14 protein-coding genes, 2 pseudogenes and 1 CRISPR repeat array are annotated in these 20229 nt (G+C 66.7%); of the genes and pseudogenes, 9 read left to right on the top strand and 7 right to left on the bottom strand.

What is annotated here, in order from left to right; all coding sequences use genetic code 11:
- Nucleotides 1-90 precede the first annotated feature (90 nt).
- The 7 genes from PHN62_RS15310 to PHN62_RS15280 all read right to left on the bottom strand — a co-directional run bounded on the left by PHN62_RS15310 (nucleotide 91) and on the right by PHN62_RS15280 (nucleotide 8742).
- Nucleotides 91-1425: an ABC transporter substrate-binding protein gene (locus PHN62_RS15310; RefSeq protein WP_300152148.1), complete on the bottom strand. Its 1335-nt coding sequence runs from the start codon at nucleotides 1423-1425 to the stop codon at nucleotides 91-93.
- 35 nt (nucleotides 1426-1460) lie between these two features.
- Entirely contained in the window at nucleotides 1461-2525 is a 1065-nt protein-coding gene (locus PHN62_RS15305; protein ID WP_300152147.1) for a branched-chain amino acid ABC transporter permease, read from the bottom strand.
- Between the two features lie 3 nt (nucleotides 2526-2528).
- Nucleotides 2529-3500, bottom strand: coding sequence for a branched-chain amino acid ABC transporter permease (locus tag PHN62_RS15300; RefSeq protein ID WP_300152145.1), 972 nt, complete (start codon nucleotides 3498-3500; stop codon nucleotides 2529-2531).
- Between the two features lie 11 nt (nucleotides 3501-3511).
- The gene (locus PHN62_RS15295) at nucleotides 3512-4336 is read right to left on the bottom strand and encodes an ABC transporter ATP-binding protein (protein WP_300152143.1); all 825 of its coding nucleotides are present in this window, start codon (nucleotides 4334-4336) and stop codon (nucleotides 3512-3514) included.
- A complete protein-coding gene (locus PHN62_RS15290) occupies nucleotides 4333-6321 on the bottom strand; it encodes an AMP-binding protein (protein ID WP_300152141.1) in 1989 nt (662 codons plus the stop codon). The genes PHN62_RS15295 and PHN62_RS15290 overlap by 4 nt, the downstream gene beginning before the upstream one ends.
- 210 nt (nucleotides 6322-6531) lie before the next feature.
- On the bottom strand, nucleotides 6532-7203 hold the full coding sequence (locus tag PHN62_RS15285; RefSeq protein WP_300152139.1) for a Crp/Fnr family transcriptional regulator: 672 nt from the start codon (nucleotides 7201-7203) through the stop codon (nucleotides 6532-6534).
- Between the two features lie 3 nt (nucleotides 7204-7206).
- Nucleotides 7207-8742, bottom strand: a complete 1536-nt coding sequence (locus PHN62_RS15280; RefSeq protein WP_300152137.1) for an AMP-binding protein — start codon at nucleotides 8740-8742, stop codon at nucleotides 7207-7209.
- 306 nt (nucleotides 8743-9048) lie between these two features.
- On the opposite strand from PHN62_RS15280, the gene glmU reads away from it, so the two are divergent.
- The 9 genes and pseudogenes from glmU to PHN62_RS15235 all read left to right on the top strand — a co-directional run.
- Nucleotides 9049-10428, top strand: coding sequence for a bifunctional UDP-N-acetylglucosamine diphosphorylase/glucosamine-1-phosphate N-acetyltransferase GlmU (gene glmU, locus PHN62_RS15275; RefSeq protein WP_300152135.1), 1380 nt, complete (start codon nucleotides 9049-9051; stop codon nucleotides 10426-10428).
- Between the two features lie 193 nt (nucleotides 10429-10621).
- Nucleotides 10622-12445 (top strand): glutamine--fructose-6-phosphate transaminase (isomerizing), encoded by a 1824-nt coding sequence (glmS, locus tag PHN62_RS15270; RefSeq protein ID WP_300152133.1) that lies wholly within the window; start codon nucleotides 10622-10624, stop codon nucleotides 12443-12445.
- A 272-nt stretch (nucleotides 12446-12717) separates the two neighbouring features.
- Nucleotides 12718-13137: a TnsA endonuclease N-terminal domain-containing protein gene (locus PHN62_RS15265; protein WP_300152196.1), complete on the top strand. Its 420-nt coding sequence runs from the start codon at nucleotides 12718-12720 to the stop codon at nucleotides 13135-13137.
- Nucleotides 13138-13183: 46 nt separating this feature from the next.
- A complete protein-coding gene (locus PHN62_RS15260; protein WP_300152131.1) occupies nucleotides 13184-15175 on the top strand; it encodes a Mu transposase C-terminal domain-containing protein in 1992 nt (663 codons plus the stop codon).
- Complete coding sequence (locus tag PHN62_RS15255) at nucleotides 15162-15632, top strand: hypothetical protein (protein WP_300152130.1); 471 nt, start codon at nucleotides 15162-15164, stop codon at nucleotides 15630-15632. The genes PHN62_RS15260 and PHN62_RS15255 overlap by 14 nt, the downstream gene beginning before the upstream one ends.
- Nucleotides 15539-16030 carry an ATP-binding protein gene (locus PHN62_RS15250; protein WP_367187041.1) on the top strand — a complete coding sequence of 164 codons (492 nt, stop codon included), beginning with the start codon at nucleotides 15539-15541 and terminating at the stop codon, nucleotides 16028-16030. Before PHN62_RS15255 ends, PHN62_RS15250 begins: the two co-directional genes overlap by 94 nt.
- Nucleotides 16031-16058: 28 nt before the next feature.
- On the top strand, nucleotides 16059-16772 hold the full coding sequence (locus PHN62_RS15245; RefSeq protein ID WP_300152128.1) for a hypothetical protein: 714 nt from the start codon (nucleotides 16059-16061) through the stop codon (nucleotides 16770-16772).
- Nucleotides 16773-16787: 15 nt separating this feature from the next.
- Nucleotides 16788-17195, top strand: a pseudogene (locus PHN62_RS15240) (TniQ family protein); the annotation flags it as partial.
- 9 nt (nucleotides 17196-17204) lie between these two features.
- Nucleotides 17205-17333, top strand: a pseudogene (locus tag PHN62_RS15235) (IS5/IS1182 family transposase); the annotation flags it as partial.
- A 526-nt stretch (nucleotides 17334-17859) separates the two neighbouring features.
- Nucleotides 17860-20189: a CRISPR direct-repeat array (repeat unit 28 nt; unit sequence CTCCTAACCCCTCATGGGGTGACGGGAC).
- Nucleotides 20190-20229: the final 40 nt, after the last annotated feature.

Raw genomic sequence — 20229 nt, 5'->3', positions numbered from 1 at the left:
CGGCGCTCGGGTTCTGAAAGGCGGGGGCGGCCCCCTCCCCGCAGGGAGAGGGCCAGGTCGCGGAGCCGTTCCGGCTTCGCTGGAGGAGGCTCAGTTGTCGCAGGGCTCGGTGCGGGCGGGCCAGGGCGCGTTGCGTTCGGCGAAGGCCTTGGCGTCCTCCTCCAGCAGCGGCAGGACGTACTGGCTGAGGGGCGGCGCGTAATCGGTGATCTTCTCGTAGCTGTCGCCGTCCCAGCGCTGGACGAAGGTCGGGAAATGGCCGTTGTGGTCGGCGCAGGTCAGCTTGACGGGGCTGGTGAAGCCGCCGAGTCCGATCTCTTCGAGGCGCGCCTCGTCGATGTTCAGGTTTTCGAGGCCCCGGCGCACGTCCTCGCCGGTGACGACCTTCTTGCCGGTGATCTCCTGGGCCTTGCGGATGGCCTCGGCGATGAGCATCGAGTTGTAGACGCCGCGGTTGTAGAGCACCTGCCCGATCTTGTCGGGCGCGGTCTGGCTCAGGCCCTTGTCGACGACATGGGTCCTGATGTCCTGATGAAGCGGGAAATCCGCGCCCACGGCGTGCCAGTTCAGCGTCTTGAAGCCCGCTGCGCCCGGACCTGCGCCCGCCGCGTCGTCTTCGCTCGGCCACCAGATGGAGATGAATTTCTCCATGGGGAATCCGGTGCGGACGGCCTCGTTGATGGCGGTCGGGTTGAGCGCGCCCCATCCGTAGAGGATCATGTAGTTGGGGCGGTCGCGGCGCACGCTCAGCCATTGCGAGGACTGGTTCTGCATGTCCGAGGCGGCCACCGGATAGAGCTTCGCCTCGAAGCCCAATTCCTTGGAGAGCTTGTCGATCAGCGGCAGGGGCTCGCGCCCGAAGCTGGCGTCGAGGAAGATGTAGCCGATCTTCAGCCCCTTGAGCTTCTCGACTCCGCCGCCTTCCTGCTCGGCGATGTATTGCAGGATCTGCGTGAAGCCGTCCCAGTAGGTGGCGGGCGGATTGAAGATCCAGGGGAAGGTCTCGCCCTTGGCCGAAGAGGACAGGCCGTAGGCCATCGACAGCACCGGGATCTTGTCCACGGCCGCGCGCGGGATCAGCGGCAGGGTGGTGCCCGTGGACCAGGGATTGACCATCACCGGGCTCTTGGGCTTCACGGCCTCGTAGCATTCGAGGCCCTTCTTGGCGTCGTAGCTGGTCTCGCATTCCTCGATGACCAGCTTGACGCCGCCGATTCCGCCGTCGCGCTCGTTGAGCAGCGTGAGGTAGTCGCGCATGCCGTTGGCGATGGGAATGCCCGAGCCCGCGAAGGCGCCCGTGCGATAGGTGAAGAGCGGCACGTAGATCGTGTCGGCGCTCTGGGCCGCCGCCGGGGCGGGGGCCGCCAGAGGCGCGCCCGCGACCAGAGCCGCGCTCAGCAGGAAAGCCGCTTTGGACAGCTTCATTCTCGATTCCTCCCAAACTCCGTCTTGGTCGGCCCTCAGTAGGGGAAGGGCCAGACGCGGAGCTTTTGCTTCAACAGACGCCAGAGCTGCGCGAGCCCGTGGGGCTCGACGATCAGAAAGAAGATGATGAGCGCGCCGACCAGAAGGAAGGTCAGATGCTCGACCATGGCCGCGTCGCCGCCGAGCGGCAGCATGCGGATCACGATGGGCAGGACATGGATCAGCGCCGCTCCGAGGAAGCAGCCGATCAGGGAGCCCAGACCCCCGATGATCACCATGAACAGGATCTTGAAGGACAGGTTGATGTCGAAGACCACCGGCTCGGCCGCCCCGAGCCAGAAGAAGACCATCAGCGCGCCCGCGACTCCGCAGAAGAAGGAGGAGACCGCGAAGGCCAGCAGCTTGGTGGGCAGCAGCCGGATGCCCATGAGCTGGGCGGCGATGTCCATGTCGCGCACGGCCATCCAGCTGCGCCCGATCCTGCCGTGCACGATGTTGGAGGCGATCAGGGTCATGAAGACCACGATGCTCAGCACCACGAGATATTGCGTCAGCGGCGTGGCGTGAGGCCCGGTGATCGGCAGGCCGAAGAGCGTCCGCGCCGGGATCTGGATCGCGCCGGAGGGGTCGTGATTATAAAGCCAGCCCACGCGCACGAAGGACCATTGCAGGAAGAACTGCGCCGCGAGGGTCGCCACCGCGAGATAGAACCCCTTGATCCGCAGCGAGGGCAGGCCGAAGACCGCTCCCACCGCCGCCGCGAAGAATCCCGAGCACATGACCCAGATCAGCACGTTGACCTGGGGAAAGCTCGTCGTGAGCTTGTAGGCGGCGTAGGCCCCGACCCCCATGAAGGCGCCCGTGCCCAGCGACAGAAGCCCCGTATAGCCGACCAGGATGTTCAGCCCGATGGCCCCCAGAGCCATGATCAGGAAGGGGGTCATGATCGAGTTGAGGAAGAAGGCGTTCCCCAGCAGGGGCACGACCAGAAAGGCGGCCAGAAGGATCACGCCGAGGCCGATCCGGTCCTGAAGGATCGGAAAGACCGCCCGATCCGCCGCGTAGTTATCCTTGAATTGACCTGCTTCGCGATAAAACATGGGCTATATCCGCTCGATGATCTTGTCGCCGAAGAGGCCTTGCGGCCGGAAGAGCAGGAAGACCAGCGCGATCACGTAAGCGAACCACGCCTCGATTCCTCCGCCCACCAGCGGCCCCCAGTAGAATTCCGCGAGCTTCTCGCCCACGCCGATGATCAGCCCGCCCACGATGGCCCCGGGCACCGAGGTGAACCCCCCGAGGATCAGCACCGGCAGCGCCTTCAGCGCGATGATCTGGAGCGAGAAGGAGACGTTGGAGCGCGCGCCCCACATGATCCCCGCCACCAGAGCCACCACCCCCGCCGCGAACCACACGATCACCCAGATCTGGTTGAGCGAGATGCCCACCGAGAGCGCCGCCTTGTGGCTGTCGGCCACGGCGCGGAGCGCGCGTCCGATGCGGGTCTTCTGGAAGAACACCGCCAGCGAGGCGATCATCAGCGAGGCGATGACCGCCGCCGCCACGTCGAGCTTCTGGAAGACCACCATCCCCCCGAGCATGTCGACGTTCCAGGCGCCGCGCGGCAGGAAGAGCTGATCGGAGATCATGGCCTTGGGCTCGCCGCCGAAGATGATCTCGCCGAGGCCGATCAGGAACCAGGTGATCCCGAAGGTGGCCATGAAGAGGATGATGTCCGGCTGGTTCACCAGAGGCCGCAGGACGATCTTCTCCACCGCCACCGCCAGCAGGAACATCACGCCGATGGCCCCGACCAGCGCCACGAAGGCCGCCAGATGCCCCGAAAACCCGTTGCGCGCGAGGAACTGGTAGATCCCCACGAGGCTCAGCGCCGAGAACACCACCATGATGCCCTGCGCGAAGTTGAAGACTCCCGAAGCCTTGAAGATCAGCACGAAGCCCAGCGCGATCAGCGCGTAGAGCACCCCCGAGACCAGACCCTCCCAGAGCACCTGAACCAGCAGGTCGGGCATCTGGGCCATCTGGACGAAGGGATCCATGAAAACGTCATACATGCGCCCGCCCCCTAATGCGCCACGCCGAGATAGGCGTCGATGACCCTGGGATCCGCCTTGACCTCGTCCGGGACGCCGTCGGCGATCTTGTGGCCGTATTCCAGCACCACCACCCGGTCCGAGAGGTCCATCACCACGCCGATGTCATGTTCGATCAGGGCGATGGTCACGCCGAACTGGCTGTTCAGATCCAGGATGTAGCGGCACATGTCCTCCTTTTCCTCGAGGTTCATGCCCGCCATGGGTTCGTCGAGGAGCAGAAGCTCCGGCTCCATGGCCAGGGCCCGCCCCAGCTCGACGCGCTTCTGGAGTCCGTAGGGCAGCTTGCCCACGGGCGTCTTGCGGATGGCCTCGATCTGGAGGAAGTCGATGATGTCCTCGACCACGCGCCGATGCGCCACCTCTTCGTCCATGGCTGGCCCCTTGCGGAGCATCTGCCAGAAGAGGCCGCGCTTCATCTTCAGGGTGCGCCCGACCATGATGTTGTCGAGGGCGCTCATGCCCTTGAACAGCGCGACGTTCTGGAAGGTGCGCGCGATGCCCTGGCTGGCCGCCTGATAGGGCTTCATCCGCGCGCGGGCCGCCCCGCGATAGGAGATCTCGCCCTGTTGCGGATGATAGAACCCGTTGATCACGTTGAGCATCGAGGTCTTGCCCGCGCCGTTGGGGCCGATGATGGCGCGGATCTCGCCCTTGCGGATGTCGAAGGAGACCTTCGTGATCGCCTTCACTCCGCCGAAGGACAGCGAGACGTCGGAGACCTTCAGCAGGGTCTCGCCCCTGGCGAGGCTCGATCTGGCCGAGGGATCGCCGTAAAGCGTGAGGGGCGCGGTCATGCGGCCTCCTTTCGGGCTCCGGCCGCGCCAGCATGGGCGGGGGCGTGGGTTTTCGCTTCCTCGACGCGCAGCCGCCCCGAGATCACGCCCTTGCGGCCGTCCTCGAAGGTGACTTCGGTGGAGACGTCCACCAGATCCGAGCCGTCGTAGAGCGCCGTGATGATCGGGGCGTAGCGTTCGGCGATGAAGCCCCGGCGCACCTTCTGGGTGCGGGTCATCTCTCCGTCGTCGGCGTCCAGCTCCTTGTGCAGGATGACGAAGCGCTTGACCTGAGCCGCCGCCATGCGGGGCTCTTCCGAGAGTCCGCGGTTGGCTTCGGCCACATGGCCCGCGATGAGCTCGTAGACCTCGGGACGCGCCGCCAGCTCCTGATAGGAGGCGTAGGCGATGCCCCGGCGCTCGGCCCAGTCGCCCACCGCCGACATGTCGATGTTGATCATGGCGGTCGCATGGTCGCGATCCTGCCCGAAGGCCACCGCCTCCTTGATGTGGGCGAAGAACTTCAGGCGGTTCTCGATGTATTTCGGCGCGAAGAGCTCGCCCGAGCGCAGCTTTCCGACGTCCTTGGCGCGGTCGATGATGTTGAGTTCGCCTTTGGCGTCGAAGAATCCGGCGTCTCCGGTGCGCACGAAGCCGTCTTCGGTCATGGTCTCGACGGTCTTTTCGGGCTCCTTGAAGTAGCCGACGAACTGCCCCGGCGATTTGTAGAGCACCTCGCCCGCGTCCGAGAGCCTGATCTCGACGTTGGGCAGGGGCGGGCCGACGGTCTTCGCGCCGACATGGCCGTCTTTATGGGCGGTGACGAAGAGGAAGGCCTCCGTCTGGCCGTAGAGCTGCTTCAGGTTCATCCCGAGCGCGCGGTAGAAGGAGAAGAGTTCGGGCCCGATGGCCTCTCCGGCGGTGTAGGCGGTGCGGATGCGCGAGAATCCCAGCACGTTCTTCAGCGGTCCATAGACGAAGATGTTCCCCAGCTTATAGGAGAGCCGCGCCCCGAAGGGGACCTCCTCGCCGTTGAGGATCTTCTCGCCCCAGCGCCTGGCGACCTCAAGATAATGATGGAACATCCGGCGCTTGAGCTTGCTCGCGTCCTCCATGCGGATGAGGATGCGGGTGAGCAGGTTCTCAAAGACGCGCGGCGGCGCGAAATAATAAGTAGGGCCGATCTCGCGCAGATCGATCTCCACCGTCTCGGCGCTTTCGGGGCAGGCGACGCAAAACCCCGCCACCAGCGCCTGAGCATAGTTCATATAGTGGTCGCCCACCCAGGCCAGCGGCAGATAGGCGAGCAGCTCGTCCTGATCGGTGAGCTTGTCGAAAGCCACCGTGTCGCGGGCGGCGGCGATGCAGCCTCCGGCGGTGAGCATCACGCCCTTCGAGCGCCCCGTGGTGCCCGAGGTGTAGAGCATGATCGAGATGTCGTCGGGGCCTCCGGCCAGGCGTTCGGCCTCGATCCAGCGGGCGAAGTCGGGATCCTTCAGACGCTCGCGGCCCCGCTCGACCACGCCCGCGACGGCGTGCAGATGCGTATGGTCGTAATCGCGCAGGCCCCGGGGCTCGTCGTAGAGGATGGTCCGGAGGCGCGGCGTCTTCTCCCGGATGGAGAGGAGCTTGTCCACCTGCTCCTGATCCTGGGCCACCGCGAAGGAGGCCTCGGCGTGATCCAGCACATAGGCCATCTCTTCGGCCACGGAATCCGCATAGACCGGCACCGGGATCGCCCCGAGCCATTGCGCCGCGAGGATCGTCCAGTAGAGCCAGGGCCGGTTGGCCCCGACCACCGCGACATGATCGCCGCGCTTCAATCCGAGATCGCTCAGACCCGCCGCATAGGCCCGGACTTCGGCTTGCGCCTCGGCCCAGCTCCAGGTGCGCCAGATCCCGAGATCCTTGTGCCGCATCGCCGGACGCGTCGGCCGCAGCCGCGCATGTTCCGCCAGAAGTTTCGGAAACGTGTCCGCATGCGCGTGGTCGCTTGCTTGCGCCAAGGCCGCCTGTTCCTTCCCTGAGATTTTCTTGTGCTGGCCGAAGTCGAGCCCGGCCTTGAACCCAGATTCTCAAGCTTGCGGGGTTTTGACAAGCCCGCGCTTGACAGACTCGCGCCGTGGACTTCAGATAAGGTGGTCAGGCGCGCGCGCCGCGCCGCGTCCGGAGAGCGCGTCCGCCCGCCAGGCGCCGCAAGGGCGCAGACCGGTCCCTCAGGCGCCGTAATGGCGCAAGCCGGTCCAGTCCAGCACGCGCAGGCCTCCGCGCTCGGCCCGCAGCACGCCCTGAGCCTCCAGATCGCGCAAGGCGCGATTCGCCGTCGGGCGCGAGACCCCCGCCAGAGCCGCGATCTCCTCCTGATTGATCTCCATCCGGTCGCCGACGAAGGGGCTGATGGTCGGGTTGAACAGCCAGGCGAGGCTGCGCGCCACCTTGCCGGTGCCGTCGAGCATGCGGTCGTGCTCGATGGAGGCGATGAACTGCCCGAGCCGCTCGTTGAGCAGCCGCACGAGCAGCCGGTTGAAGGCGACGCTGTTCTCGTAGAGCCACATGAAGGCGGCGCGGTTGAGCCAGGCGGTTTCGGTCTCGCGCAGCGCGACGACGTCATATTGGCGCGGCTCGTCCTTGAGCAGCGAGCCTTCCCCGAACCAGGCGCTGGAGGGCAATCCGGCGTAGGTCACCGCCTTGCCCGCGTCCGTGACCGAACCGAGCTTGAGCAGTCCGTCCAGCACGCCGATCCAGGCGTCGATCTTGTCGCCGCGATGGATCACCGCCGCGCCGGGCGCGAACCGCCGCAGCGTCACGCCGCGCCGGGCGCGTTCGCGTTCGTCGGGCGGGAGTTCGCGCGCCCAATGGACCCTGGCCTCGAAGCGCGCCTCCTCCATGCTTCAGAGCGCCTCCCCGACGAGCTTCAGGGCCGCCGCGCGGTCGGGTTTCCCGTCGGCGCCGCGGGGCAGGGCCTCGACGAAGACCACATGGCGCGGCTGCTTGAAGCGGGCGATGCGTCCGGCGAGGAAGGCGCCCAGATCCGCCGCCGAGACCTCCGCGCCGGGCTTGCGCGCGCAGAGCGCCGCCACGGCCTCGCCCCATCGGGCGTCCGGCAGGCCGACCACCACGGCCTCCGCGAGGTCGGGATGGGCGAGGAGGGCCTTCTCCACCTCGGCGGGATAGACGTTTTCGCCGCCGGTCTTGATGAGCAGCTTGGTCGGGGCGCGGCCTGCGTAGACGAGGCGTCCCCGGGCGTCGATCCGCCCGAGGTCTCCCGTATGCAGCCAGCCATGGCGGAAGGTCTCCCGGTTGACCTCCTCCTGATCCCAGTAGCCGAGCATCGCCACGGGCCCGCGCACGAGGATCTCGCCGACCGTCTCCGGCGTGGTCGCGGCGAGGGGCGCGCCGGTCTCGTCGGCGAGGGCCAGTTCGGTCAGGATCCCCGGAACGCCCGCCGTGCCCGCGAAGAGGTCGCCCCGGCCGTAGGTGACGTATCCGGAAGTCTCCGTCTGGCCGAAGCCGAGCAGGAACTTCGCGCCGGGCCAGCTCCTGTGGAGCCGCTCGATCATGGGCGGCCCCTCCAGCCCGACCACCGCCCGCAGGCTGGAGAGATCGGCGCCGGTCTCGTCGGCGGCGTCGAGGATCTGTTCGAGGATCGGCGGGAAGGAGCCCGCCAGCGTGACCTTGTGCTCGGCGATTCCGGCGGCGGCGGCTTTGGCCTCGAAACGGGGTTGAACCAGCGTCGCGCCCCCGACGAGCTGGACCGCCGCCGCGAAGCCCACCCCGACGATGTGGAAGTTCGGCAGGGCGCCGAGGAACACGTCCGTTTCGCCCAGAGCCGCCGCATGAGCCAGCTGCGCGCCCGCCGCGACGAGGTTCGCCCCCGAGAGGGTCGCGCCGCGCGGCTTGCCCTCGACGGCGGCGGTGTGGATCAGGCAGAGCGGGTCGTCGGGGCCCGAGGGCTCCAGCGCGAGGGCGGCGGCGGACTCCGGCGCGATCATCTCGAAGGGGAAGGCCTCGGGGCCTTCGAAGGCGCGGACGGCCTTGAGGCTCGGGGGGAGGCCGACGCCCTCCGGCAGGGGCGCGCCATGGAGCAGCAGCTCCGGCGCGCAGCCGCGCAGGATGTCGGTCGTCTCCTCGGGCCCGAGCCGCCAGTTGACCGGCGCCAGAGCCCAGCCGCCGAGCGCGCAGGCCCCGAGAAGGAGATGGATCTCCCTGCGGTTTTCGGAAATCACGCTGATTCGCGCGCCGGGCGAGAGTCCCATCTCGCGGAGGGTCGCCGCCGCGCCGAGCGCCCGCCGGAGGAAATCCGCATGGCTCATGGCGCCTGCGGCGTCGAGCAGGGCGGGCCTTTCCGGACGGATCGCCGCATTGCGTCGCAGCACGCCCGCCCAGCCTGCGCCGCGCAGAATGGAACTTACGGATTTCTCGAACATTTTCCTTGTCCTCTCCCCAAAGCGGCGGCGTCCGTGTCGGCGGGGCCTCCGGCGCCTGCGCGCCCATAGAGCGGGAATTCCGCCCGGAAGTCAAAAGCCGTGGCGCATCGCCGCGCGAAGGGAGGGGGTCGCCGAATGGGCTTGCGGGCTCTCCACCAAATTGTCACAATTCTGGTATGAAGGTATGGACATGTTCGCCATGTTTCCTTTCAGGTTCGCCGTCTGCGCGGCCTCATCGTCCAGGAGGCCGACTCTGCGTTCGTCATTCCGTGTTCTTTACCGCATTGCAGCGCCGGATTCTCCTGCATGACCGAAATCTCCCCTCCTCGCGCGGAACCCGCGCTGAATCTCGTGATTCTCGCCGCCGGCAAGGGCACGCGCATGGCCTCTTCGCGCGCCAAGGTGCTGCACGAGATCGGCGGGCTCTCGCTGATCGGCCACGCCCTGGCGGGCGCGCGGCCCCTGAGCCCCGGGCGGGTGGCGGTGGTGGTCGGCCATGACGGCGACTCCGTCGCGGCCGAGGCGGCGCGGCTCTGGCCGGGCGTCGCGACGGCGCGTCAGGAGGAGCAGCTCGGCACCGGCCACGCCGTCCTCCAGGCGCGCGAGGTGCTGGAGGGCGCCACCGGCGACGTCCTCGTGCTCTACGGCGACTCGCCCTTCGTCTCCACGGGCACCCTGCGGCGTCTGATCGCGGCGCGTCGGGCGGGAGCCGCGGTGGGGGTGCTCGGCTTCGAGCCGGAGGAGCCCGGCGGCTACGGACGCCTCAAGCTCGCCCCCGACGGGGGCCTGGACGCCATCGTCGAGGCGAAGGACGCCACCCCCGAGGAGGCCGCCATCCGGCTGTGCAACTCCGGCGTGCTGATCTTCCCGGCCGAGCGGCTCTTCGGCTGGCTCGACCGCCTGAGCCCGGCCAACGCCAAGGGCGAATATTACCTGACCGACGTGGTGGCTCTGGCGCGGGCCGAGGGCCTGCCCTGCGCCGCCGTGCGCGCGAGCGCCGAAGAGGTTCTGGGCGTCAACAGCCGCCTCGAACTGGCGGGCGCCGAGGCCCTGTTCCAGCAGGAGCGCCGCCGCGCGGTCCTCGAGTCGGGGGTCACGATGACCGCGCCCGAGACGGTCTTCTTCAGCCACGACACGCGGATCGAGCCGGACGTCCTGATCGAGCCGCATGTGGTCTTCGGGCCCGGGGTTCATGTGCGCGGCGGAGCGCGGATCCGGGCCTTCTCGCATCTGGAGGGGGCGGAGGTCGCTTCCGGCGCGATCGTCGGGCCCTATGCGCGGCTGCGTCCGGGGACGCAGGTCGGCGAGGGGGCCCATGTGGGCAATTTCGTCGAGCTCAAGAACGCCCGGCTCGGGGCGGGCGCCAAGGCCAACCACCTCGCCTATCTCGGCGACGCGGCGGTCGGAGCGGGGACCAACGTCGGGGCGGGGGTCATCACCGCCAATTACGACGGGGTGTCCAAGCATCGCACCGAGATCGGCGAAGGCGCCTTCATCGGCAGCAACGCGGTGCTGATCGCGCCGATCCGGGTGGGCGACGGGGCGCTGGTGGCGGCGGGCTCGACGGTCCTGAAGGACATTCCCGCAGAGGCGCTTTCGGTGGCGCGTGCGGATCAGAGAATTCTTCCTGGCGCTGCGGCGCGCCTGCGGGCGCGTCTGCGGGCGGGCAGGACTCCGAAATCCTGAGGCGGCGACTTGTGAAAGGCGTCGGAAAGGCGGGCTTTGCGTGACCTGGCGCCTTTCATGCTGATCACCCTGGGGTGGTCGTTTCGGGAGGGCCGCGGCGCCGGGATGCGCCAGGCCGCTTGAAGGTCGGCGGGATCGGTTCGATCTCCGTCGGCGCGGTTCGTGCGCCGCTTGTGCAATTGAGGAGCGTATCATGTGTGGCATCGTGGGTGTGATCGGGCGGGAGGACGCGGCTCTGGCCGCCCTCGAGGCCCTGAAGCGGCTCGAATATCGCGGCTATGATTCGGCGGGCCTGGCCACGCTGGAGGCCGGACGCCTGACGCGCCGCCGGGCGCCGGGCAAGCTCTCGGCTCTGGCGAGCCTTCTGGAGAGCTATCCCCTGCGGGGGGCTCTGGCCGTGGGCCATACGCGCTGGGCCACTCATGGCGCGCCCACCGAGAGCAACGCCCATCCGCATCAGGCGGGCCGGGTCCTGGTGGTCCACAACGGGATCATCGAGAACTTCCGCGAGCTGCGCGCCGAGCTTCAGGCCGGAGGCAGCGTCTTCGAATCCGAGACCGACACCGAGGTGGTGGCGCATCTCTGCGACCGCTACATGACGCGGGGCCTTTCGCCGGCCGACGCCGCCGCCGCGACTCTGGGGCGGATCCAGGGCGCCTTCGCGCTCTGCTTCCTCTTCGAGGGGCACGAGGATCTGATCATCGCGGCCCGTCGCGGCTCTCCTCTGGCCCTGGGCTACGGCGAGGGGGCGATGTATGTGGGCTCCGACGCCCTGGCCCTGGCGCCGATGACCAACCGCATCTGCTATCTGGAGGAAGGCGACTGGGCGGTGGTCCGCCGCGAGGGCGCCGAGATCCATGACCGCGACGGCCGTCTGGTCGAGCGCCCCGTCCGCACCGTGGCGGTGGAGTCGGTGCTGGCCGACAAGGGCGAATACCGCCATTTCATGGCCAAGGAGATCCACGAGCAGCCTGGCGTGCTGGGCTATGTGCTGGGCCGCTATCTCTCGACCGACCGCCGCAGCCTGGCGGCGCTGGATCCGGCGGTGGACTTCGCGGCCGCGAGCTCCATCCAGATGGTGGCCTGCGGCACCGCCGCCTACGCCGCCCAGACGGCGAGCTACTGGTTCAACCAGATGGCCGGCCTGGCGGCGCATGTCGAGGTGGCTTCGGAGTTCCGGTATCGCGAGCCTCCGCTGCCCGCCGACGGCCTTGCGCTGTTCGTGTCGCAGTCGGGCGAGACCGCGGACACTCTGGCGGCGCTGCGCTACGCGGAGTCCCAGGGTCAGAAGATCCTCGGCGTGGTGAACGTGCCGGAAAGCTCGATCGCGCGCGAGAGCGACCTCGTGCTGCCGACTCTGGCGGGCCCCGAGATCGGCGTGGCCTCGACCAAGGCTTTCGTGTGTCAGCTGACGGTCCTTGCGGTTCTGGCGGCTCAGGCTGCGCGGGCGCGGGGTCGGCTGTCTGCGGAGGCGGAGACGGAGTTCGTCACGGCTCTGGGCGAATTGCCGCGCCTGATCGCGGAGGCTCTGGCGCAGGAGCCTCAGGTGGCGAAGATCGCGCGCGAGCTCGCCGAGGCGCGGGACGTGCTCTATCTGGGGCGCGGCGCGATGCATCCTCTGGCGATGGAGGGCGCGCTGAAGCTCAAGGAGATCTCCTACATCCACGCCGAGGGCTATGCGGCGGGCGAACTGAAGCACGGACCGATCGCTCTGGTGGATTCCCAGGTGCCGGTGGTGGTTCTGGCTCCGCGCGACGCCTTGTTCGAGAAGACCGTCTCGAACATGCAGGAGGTGATGGCGCGCGGCGGCAAGGTGCTGCTGATTTCGGACGCCGAGGGGATCGCGCAGGCCGGAGAGGGCGTCTGGGCGAGCCTGACGCTGCCGAAGGTTCATCCGCAGCTTGCGCCGATCCTTTACGCGATCCCGACGCAGCTTCTGGCCTATCATACGGCTCTGGCCAAGGGCGCCGACGTGGATCAGCCCCGGAACCTCGCCAAATCCGTCACGGTGGAGTGAGGAGGGGCGGGCGGATCGCTTCTCCGATGAGGGGAGGGGATCCGCCTGGCGAGCTTTGCAGAGGCCGCGCCTGAAGGGGCGCGCCGAGTCGACAAGTCAGGATCGCGCGCTTCCGCAAGGAGGGGCGCGATCTTGCTTGTAGGGCCGAGCGCAAACCCTGTCTGATCATTCTGGAGGCTCCATCGCGGCAAGAGGCGCCCGGCTGCTCGGGGCCTCGCCGGACGCATCCACCCTCCCGGTGCGATATAGACTTGGCGCCTTCCTCATCATGAATTCCGCGACGACATCCCGAGCCATGTCCTCTTCATCTTGAGGAGAGGCGGATCGCGCTGGAGGCTGACGTCTCCCATCCCGTCGACAAGAAAAGCCGGACGGCTCTGGTGCGGATGACCGACTTTCTGCCGGATGTGGAGCGCAGCAGCCGGATGGTGACGCTCGCTCGAACGGTCAAACCCTCCGAAGCTCTGAGCGATGCGCGCACGATTGCAAAACTGGAGATCGAGCGGAGATACTGGACCTCGCGCGGTGTGGACTGGGGAATCGTCACGGAGCGGGATCTTCCCCCGATCCTGCTGCGCAATCTCGATTTCCTTCAGGGCTGCGTTCTGCGCTTTCTGGAAGACGGGCGGCGCGAACGCCTGCTCTGGATGTCCTCAGAGGCTCGCGGTCTGGCTCATCGACATCGACGATGATCGCGCCGCGCCGATCCTCCGGAGCCATGCCGAGATTGAGGAGGCGATGGGCGAGGGGCTGGCGCTCCTGACGGAAGATCCGGCGCTTGATCTCCAAAGCCTGCCCTTGACCGAGACGCGCAGGAAGCGGCGGGATGAGGCTTGGGAGGCGATCCGTCCCCTTGCTCTGGCGCAGCCGGAGATCTTCAACCCGAGGAGCCGGGCGGCGCTGGTTCAACAGCGCGTCGAGGAGACAGGAATTACGCGGCAGAGGCTCTATCGCCTGCTGCACCGCTGGTGGCGACGCGGCATGACCATCGCCGCCCTGACCCCGGACACCGCCAATTCCGGGGCTCCGGGAAAGAGCAAGCCGGAGAGCGGCAAGAAGCGCGGAGCGCCGGTTCGGGGCGGCGCACAGGGCCTGAACGTCGATGAGAAGGTTCGCCAGGCCTTCAGAGATGCGGTCACGCGATATTTCGCCAAAAACAAGCGCGTCGACATGACGGATTGCTATCATCAATGTCTGAAAGACCATTTTTCCGATCTTCTTTTGAACGAAGAGACCGGACGTCAGGAACGCGTCCTCCGCCCGGCGCATCCCAGCCTCAGGCAATTCCGCTATTGGCTGGCGCAGGATAACGACCTCTTCGCCCTCGCCCGCAAAAGGCGCACGCCGCGCGTCCATGACAAGGACAACCGCGCTATCCTGGGAACCTCGACCGCCGAAACGCTCGGTCCCGGCTCGCGTTATCAGATCGACGCCACTATCGCCGACGTCTATCTCGTCTCGCGCTTCGACCGGACGAAGATCATCGGCAGGCCGGTGGTCTATGTCGTCATCGACGTCTTCAGCCGGATGATCGCCGGGCTCTATGTCGGATTGGAGGGGCCAAGCTGGGTCGGGGCGATGACGGCTCTGGCCAACGCCGCCTCTCCGAAAGCGGAATGGTGCCGGAGCTTCGGCGTGGAGATCTCCGAGGCGGACTGGCCCTGCCGCAGCCTGCCCACCGCGCTGCTGGCGGATCGCGGGGAGATGCTGGGCGCCTCTGCGGATCGTCTGGTCGAAGTTTTCGGGGTGCGGATCGAAACCGCCGCGCCCTATCGCGCCGACTGGAAGGGCGTCGTCGAACGTCGTTTCGGCTTGCTGCACGCCGCCTTCCGGCCTTTCACGTCCGGATTTGTGGAGCCTGATTTTCAGGAGCGCGGCGCAAGAGATTATCGCCTCGACGCGGTTCTGGATCCGGACGAGTTCACGGCCATCCTCATTCGCTCGACGCTCTATTACAATAACGAACATGTGCTGAGCGGCTATCCGCGAGATCCTGCGATGATCGCCGAAGATGTCAAGGCCGTCTCCATCGAGCTTTGGGAATGGGGCGTGCGGAGACGAACGGGCCAGCAGAGAATATTCCTGGAAGAGATGGTGAAACTGGCGCTTTTGCCGTCGGATGAAGCGACGGTCACGGCGCAGGGGATCCGATTCTACGGCTGTTATTACAGCTGCGACCGCGCCATCAGGGAGCATTGGTTCGAGAAGGCCCGCCAGACCCGCAGCTGGAAAGTTCCGATCAGCTACGAGCCGCGCCTGATGGACCGGATCTGGCTGCGCGATCCCAAGGGCCGCGAGCCTTTCCTTCCCTGCGCCCTGACGGAGGCCAGCGGAGAGATGCGCGGCAAGACCCTCTGGGAGATCGATCAGCTGCATCAGGAGGACAGACGCCAGAGGGACGCCCTGACTCCACGTCGACGTCAGGGGCGGATCAACCTCAACGAGGAGATTGAGAGGATCGCCGCCCTCGCCGCAAGCGCCCGCCCGGAGGATCCGCGCTCCAAAGCCGAACGCCTGCGCGACATCCGCGGCAATCGCGCCGAAGAGCGGGCCGCCAATCGCGTTCAGGAGGCTTTCCGCCCTCATCTGGAGCAGGGAGAGCCTGCGCAGGTCTTGCCCTTCAAGGGCGAGCCCAAACCCGCGAAGGGGAATTATGATTTCCCGGACATCATGCAAGCCCGCAAGCACCTCGAGAGAGAGAAGGAGAAAGGCGAGGATGATGACGGATGAATCTCTGCTGCCCGAATACGCCGCGAATCCCTTCATCGCCCGCCTGCCGCCGCCGCTGTCGGTCGAGGCGGCCCTCGCCGCGCTGACCGATCTCCCGAGCTTCAACGCAGAGGAACGTCTCTATCCAGCCCACCTTCGAGCGCATTGCATCCAGCGCCTCGGCCAATATTTCGAGCCGCTGATCCGTCATCTCACGCTGGAGCAGAGGATCGGCCTGCTGATCCGCCAAGGCTATCTCGGCCGCAATCCCATGACGACGGATTATATTCATCGCCTGCGCAATAATCATGAGCGCATCATGCAGCGGGTCTGGACGCGCCGCCGCCTCATCCGGTCGAAACCACCGCCTCGGGCTTCGCGCTCATCGGGGCCTCGGGGATCGGGAAGACGCGCAGCGTCGACCGCATCCTGCGTCTTTATCCTCAGACCGTGGCGCATGACGAGCCCATGGCCCTGACGCAGGTGGTCTGGCTCAAACTCGAATGTCCGCATAAGGGATCGCCGAGACAGCTCTGCATCAGCTTTTTCAATGAGATGGATCTTCTTCTCGGGACCCGGTTTCAGGCCCGGCATGGCTCCGGCCGGATCGCGCTGGACGAGATGGTCGTCCATATGGCGCAGATCGCCGACCGCCACGCGCTCGGGATTCTGGTAATTGATGAGATCCAACATCTCACGCAAGCCCCCGGCGCGGGGCGGGAGGATCTGCTCAATTTCCTCGTCACCCTGATCAACAAGATCGGGCTTCCGGTGATGCTCGTCGGCACGCCCGCCGCACTGTCCCTGCTTCAGGGAGCCTTCCGTCAGCCGCGCCAGCGGTCTGGGGAGCGCAGTTTGGGAGCCGCGGACCGATGATGAGGATTGGGGCAGCTTCATCGAACGGATGTGGGCTTTCCAGTGGACGCTGGAGGCCGCCCCGCTGGATGAGGAGATCCGCGCGGCGCTGGCCGATGAGAGCCAGGGCGTCGTCGACGTGGTGGTCAAACTCTTCATGCTGACGCAAATGCGCGCGATCCAGCTTGGACTTCTGGAGGGCCGGGAGGAAAGGATCAGCGCGGCTCTCATCCGCCATGTGGCCCGGACGGAGTTGAAGCTGATCGCGCCGATGATCGACGCCCTGAGGCGGGGCGATCAACGCGCGCTGCAGCAATATGACGACCTGAGGCCCTTTGAGGATTTTATGCGCCAGACCCTGAGCGACGCCGTCGTCCGGCTGGGCGGCCGCATGACGCCGCCTGTGCCCACGCCCGCTCCCACCTCATCCATGACAGATGACAAACTGATCGTCATGCTGGAGGAGATGGGCCTCGGAGCCGACATCGCCGCCCTCCTGCTGGCGGAGGTCCGCGCCGATCTGCCTGAAGCCGGGCCTCTCGATCTCGTTCGTGAAATCGCGGAGCGTCTGAAAGGGCGCGGCCTGATTGCCAAGCCCGCCCAGCGCAAACGCAAGGCGGCCCCGAAGATCGCCGCTCCATCGCCCGCGCCGCAGGAGGATCCTCAGGACCTCCGCCGCCTGCTGACGCCGGAGACGACCGACGCCTACGCCGCATTTCGCGAGGCGGGCTGGACCAAACTGCCCGCCGACGACGCGGCGTAAGGAAGGGAGGGAGAGATGCTCGCCTACTTCCCCGCGTCTCTCCCTGACGAACTCCTCTTTAGCCGCCTCGCCCGCTATCATCTCCATATCTGCTCCCAAAGCTCCAAACAGACGCTCGACGACCTCTTCGGCGACCGCTCCGTCCGGGCTTCGGTCGATCTGCAATGCCGCCTCAGCGCTCTGGCGCAGAGGCTGCCCCCTTCGCTCGGCGCGACGGCGGAGGATCTGGCTCAGGCGACGCTCTTCGGCTATCACGCGGCCTTCCAGCCCGCCGGGACGCGGCGTCTTGCGCTTCGCTCCATGCTCGACGGGGAGGCCGCAGGGCTGCACGCTCGTCTCGGGATCGCGGCGGGGCTGCGCGCTCCGGCCCATCGCCTGCGCTGGTGCGCGGCCTGCCATGAAGAGGCGCTCGCCACCCATGGCGAGACGGTGCGCGCCCAGGTCGAACATCCCTTCGCCGTCCTCAAGGGGCCCATGCGGCTCGTGATCCGCACCATCAGCCTCGCCCGCGCTTCGGCTGCCGTCACCCTCGCCGCCATGGCCTTCAACATGAAGCGATGACTCTGGCTCCACGCCAGAACGGCGCCCGCATAAGGCGGAAAAGCCCTAAAATCAGCCGCTCACAGACCAAAAGCGCTACGAGGACCCTCAACAGACCGCCCAGAAGAGCACTGCCGGTTTCAAAGAAGCCGAAAATCATCGTTTCCGGAGGTGTTCATCTCTCGTAGCAAATCCCTCTCCCAAGAGACGTTAGAAATATTGCCCCAGAGCTAAACGAGAGCGCCGGTCGCTGGACATAGCCGATCCACTCTCCATCTGTACTCTGATCTACGTCCGATCTCGACGGCGTGCAAGTCAATGCATTCATATTTCAGCGACCGACCTGCTTCCACCTTCCAAGTAAAAACTTTATTGAAAATATTGCAGTAACTTCGAGACGAAAATCCCCGTCTATGTAGAATCTCTGTATTTGATCTCATTTTTATGATTATTATTTTTCAACGCATTATGTGGACTTTAGGTACAAATTTTATTGCGAGGCGACAGGGACCTATGTGATCGGGGTCCATCTGCTCCCCGTTCCGGGCTCCCAACCCCTCATGGGGTGACGGGACCCGCGCTGGACCTGCTGATCTTCGCGATCACCTCGCATCTCCTAACCCCTCATGGGGTGACGGGACTGGCGCGAAAGATCGCCGAGCTTTCCGACCGCTATAGCTCCTAACCCCTCATGGGGTGACGGGACCCTCGACGCTCTGCGCATGAAGGCCGCCGCGCTGCGAGACTCCTAACCCCTCATGGGGTGACGGGACCCGGCGAGGGTCGCGGCGTCGCCGAGATCCGCCCCCGCCTCCTAACCCCTCATGGGGTGACGGGACCGCCTATCCAGGGCCCGGCCTCCTTGATCCAGTCGATCTCCTAACCCCTCATGGGGTGACGGGACCAGTTCGACCGGGTCCAGGTTGCTGTTGAGGCCCGCCTCCTAACCCCTCATGGGGTGACGGGACTCGGGCGGGGGGCGGTTCGGCGGCCGCGCCGCCCTCGGGCTCCTAACCCCTCATGGGGTGACGGGACGGTGGCGACCGGTCGCGCCAGACGCGGCCGGAGGTCCTCCTAACCCCTCATGGGGTGACGGGACCAGCCCTCACTCGATGTTCGTCGGACCGAGCGGAGACTCCTAACCCCTCATGGGGTGACGGGACAGCCCCTCCGCATCCGCGCCCAGTTGAGGGACGAGACTCCTAACCCCTCATGGGGTGACGGGACCCGACGAGCGCCCCGACGACGACGAGATCGCCGCCCTTCTCCTAACCCCTCATGAGGTGACGGGACTAATACACATGCGCGCGCGCATGGGCGGGCCTTGCGCCCCTCCTAACCCCTCATGGGGTGACGGGACGCAGGCGGGGAAGGTCTCCCCGACCGCGCCGGACGCGCTCCTAACCCCTCATGGGGTGACGGGACCCGGCATCGGGGGCTTCTTCGGCTTTGCTGACGGCGGCGTCTCCTAACCCCTCATGGGGTGACGGGACGGATGTTCGATCAGGTCGATAGCGGACTTCACTTCAGACTCCTAACCCCTCATGGGGTGACGGGACTCATCGGCGCCCGAGAACACGCGCCGCGCGCGCTCCACTCCTAACCCCTCATGGGGTGACGGGACCGGACCCGACATCGAGCGCTTCGCCCATGACGGCGCGCCCTCCTAACCCCTCATGGGGTGACGGGACCTCCCGCGTCGGGCTCGAATAATGCCCGTCCTCCCGCTCCTAACCCCTCATGGGGTGACGGGACCGGCGGATTCAGCCGCAGGGGCGGCGGGCGTAGGCGTCTCCTAACCCCTCATGGGGTGACGGGACTTGGCGAAATGGCGCAGCCGACCCCAAGCCCTGCAGGGCGCTCCTAACCCCTCATGGGGTGACGGGACAAGCTCGGCGATCTTCTGCGCCACCACGACACGGGACTCCTAACCCCTCATGGGGTGACGGGACTCGCACATCTCCAAACCTACCCACGCCCAATCGAGCTTCTCCTAACCCCTCATGGGGTGACGGGACCTCCTCGTCGAGACCCGCCGCGCGGGCGCAGGCGTGCTCCTAACCCCTCATGGGGTGACGGGACCGCGACGGTCTGCGAGGCCGGAGCGCGGTTCCTCAACCTCTCCTAACCCCTCATGGGGTGACGGGACAGCGCCGCTTTCGCAGTCTACAGGGCCGCGGCGGACGCGACTCCTAACCCCTCATGGGGTGACGGGACACGAAACCGCGTGGTCCAGATCGGCGGGCAAGCGAGACCTCCTAACCCCTCATGGGGTGACGGGACCGGGACAGGTCAGTCATGATGGCGCCCGAACCAGAGGGCGGCGCCCCTCCTAACCCCTCATGGGGTGACGGGACTGGGCCAGGCTCTGGGATCCGCGCGACCCGGCGCAGCTCCTAACCCCTCATGGGGTGACGGGACCGGCGGCGTCCCACGCATCTCCGATGTTGTTGGCGTTCTCCTAACCCCTCATGGGGTGACGGGACTGGGACCGGGTCCGGCAGTTCTGGGCGGAAGAGCGCTGCTCCTAACCCCTCATGGGGTGACGGGACGCGGCGAGGTCGCGCTGCAGCGAGTCCTGAAGCCCCTTCTCCTAACCCCTCATGGGGTGACGGGACAGAAGGCCGCTGACGCTCCGAAGGAGGTGGCGGATCACTCCTAACCCCTCATGGGGTGACGGGACTCCATATCTTTCGCGGTTCAGGCTGTGGCCGAAGACTCCTAACCCCTCATGGGGTGACGGGACCCGCCATCCGCCGCCATCCCTGCGCATGTGGAGCGCAACTCCTAACCCCTCATGGGGTGACGGGACTCGAGGCTGCGGCCATGGGAACGACGTCTGCCAGGACCTCCTAACCCCTCATGGGGTGACGGGACCCGTCCGTCAGGGCGTCCGCGTCTCCTACAGCTACGACCC

The sequence above is a fragment of the Neomegalonema sp. genome (assembly GCF_028688855.1).
In the GTDB taxonomy this organism is placed as follows: Bacteria; Pseudomonadota; Alphaproteobacteria; order Rhodobacterales; family Rhodobacteraceae; genus Neomegalonema.
The sequence above is the reverse complement of the archived record's forward strand: the minus strand, read 5'-3'. Positions and strand labels throughout refer to the sequence as shown.

Excerpts from the sequence above, each read along its gene's own strand:
- PHN62_RS15310 (WP_300152148.1), bottom strand. The coding sequence starts at position 1,425 with ATGAAGCTGTCCAAAGCGGCTTTCCTGCTGAGCGCGGCTCTGGTCGCG.
- PHN62_RS15305 (WP_300152147.1), bottom strand. The coding sequence starts at position 2,525 with ATGTTTTATCGCGAAGCAGGTCAATTCAAGGATAACTACGCGGCGGAT.
- PHN62_RS15300 (WP_300152145.1), bottom strand. The coding sequence starts at position 3,500 with ATGTATGACGTTTTCATGGATCCCTTCGTCCAGATGGCCCAGATGCCC.
- PHN62_RS15295 (WP_300152143.1), bottom strand. The coding sequence starts at position 4,336 with ATGACCGCGCCCCTCACGCTTTACGGCGATCCCTCGGCCAGATCGAGC.
- PHN62_RS15285 (WP_300152139.1), bottom strand. The coding sequence starts at position 7,203 with ATGGAGGAGGCGCGCTTCGAGGCCAGGGTCCATTGGGCGCGCGAACTC.
- PHN62_RS15280 (WP_300152137.1), bottom strand. The coding sequence starts at position 8,742 with ATGTTCGAGAAATCCGTAAGTTCCATTCTGCGCGGCGCAGGCTGGGCG.
- glmU (WP_300152135.1), top strand. The coding sequence starts at position 9,049 with ATGACCGAAATCTCCCCTCCTCGCGCGGAACCCGCGCTGAATCTCGTG.
- glmS (WP_300152133.1), top strand. The coding sequence starts at position 10,622 with ATGTGTGGCATCGTGGGTGTGATCGGGCGGGAGGACGCGGCTCTGGCC.
- PHN62_RS15260 (WP_300152131.1), top strand. The coding sequence starts at position 13,184 with ATGGGCGAGGGGCTGGCGCTCCTGACGGAAGATCCGGCGCTTGATCTC.
- PHN62_RS15255 (WP_300152130.1), top strand. The coding sequence starts at position 15,162 with ATGATGACGGATGAATCTCTGCTGCCCGAATACGCCGCGAATCCCTTC.
- PHN62_RS15245 (WP_300152128.1), top strand. The coding sequence starts at position 16,059 with ATGTGGGCTTTCCAGTGGACGCTGGAGGCCGCCCCGCTGGATGAGGAG.